The following is a 1,602-nucleotide window of genomic DNA, read 5'->3' on the forward strand; positions in this document are numbered from 1 at the left end:
TGTTGCCATCGGGAAGATAGCGCGCGAGATCGCCGGTGCGATACATGCGTGCGTCGGGCTCATCGCTGAACGGATCGGCGAGGAAACGCTCGGCGGTAAGTTCAGGCCGATTCAGGTAGCCGCGCGCAACGCCCGCGCCACCGATGTAAATCTCGCCGATCGCGCCCATCGGCACGGGCCGGCCCGCGGCATCGAGCAGATAGATGCGCGTATTGTCGATCGGCCGGCCGATGCTATCGACGATTGCATCGTCGCGTTTGATGCGCTTCCAGGTCGAATACGTCGTCGTTTCGGACGGCCCATAGAGGTTGCACAGCCGCTGAACGCGCGATTGCTCGAAGATTTGCCGAATCAGTTCTGTCGTGAGCGGTTCGCCGGCGAGATTGAGCGTCGAAAGGTCGATATCTTTCAGCGCGTGCTGCGCAAGGAGCGATTTGATCGCTGAAGGAACCGCATTGATCAGCGACACGGATCGCGGCTGCCGGACGAGCGACAGCGCGTTATCGACGAGGCAGACCGATGCGCCGCGGCTCAACGGCAGGAAGCACTCGAACACGGACAAATCGAAATTGATCGACGTCGAAAAAAGCGTGTTGCGCAACGCGTCGAAAGTGAAGTTTCGCTGCGCCCATGTCAGAAGATTGACCGTCTGGCGGTGCTCGATCATGACGCCTTTAGGCGTGCCGGTGGAGCCGGATGTGTAGATGACATACGCCAGATTGCGCGACGTCAGTTCGGGAATGCGCGGATCGTCCGTGGACAGTGCAAGCGGCTTGTGCGGATCGAGCACGACGTACGAACTCGTGTCGCGCAGTGCGGCGCGGCCGGTATCGTCCGCGACGAGCAGCAGTGGCGCGGCGTCATTCAGGATCGATGCAAGGCGCTCGCCGGAATACTTGGGATCGAGCGGCACATAAGCGCCGCCGGACTTGAGAATCGCCAGCAGGCTGATCACCATCTCCGGGCTGCGCTCCACGCACAGCCCAACGCGCGTGTCGGGCGTCACGCCAAGGCCGATCAGTCGATGCGCAAGCTGATTGGCGCGCGCATTGAGCGCGGCATACGTCAGCATCGTGTCGGCGAAGACGACGGCGATCGCATCGGGGCTGCGGCGGACTTGTTCTTCGAACAACTGGTGAATGCATGCATGCTGAGCAAAAGGCGCGCTCGTCGCATTGAACGATTCGAGCAACAGCTTGCGTTCGTCGTGCGGCAGGATATCGAGCTGATCGACCGGCATGGCGGGCGCGGATTCGAGCGCATTGGCAAGACTGTCGAGTGCCTGATGCATGTACGTGCAGATGCGTTCGGACGAGATCGGCGCGACGGCCTGCGCATCCAGCGTCAGCGAATCGCCGTTGTTGTCGATCGACAGCGTGAGCGGATAGTTGGTGCGCTCCTCGAAACCGATCATGTCGATACCTTCGAGCGCGGCGCGGAACGGTATCGCCAACGTCTCGGGCGGGCCGTCGTTATGCCGATAATTCAACAGTGCACTGAACAGCGGTGTCGAGGCGGGCACGTCGCTGCATCGTTGCGCCAGCGCGAGCGGCGCGTGTTCGTGCGCGAGCAACGCGCTCAGGCGTGCATGCGTGTGTCGAA

1 protein-coding gene is annotated in these 1,602 nt (G+C 61.9%); it reads right to left on the bottom strand.

Features of this window, described 5'->3' with window-relative positions:
• Positions 1-1,602: non-ribosomal peptide synthetase (locus tag AWB70_RS38065; RefSeq protein WP_143281758.1), on the bottom strand; the 1,602-nt coding region annotated here is incomplete at both ends.

The sequence above is a fragment of the Caballeronia cordobensis genome, from assembly GCF_001544575.2.
Lineage (GTDB): Bacteria > Pseudomonadota > Gammaproteobacteria > Burkholderiales > Burkholderiaceae > Caballeronia > Caballeronia cordobensis.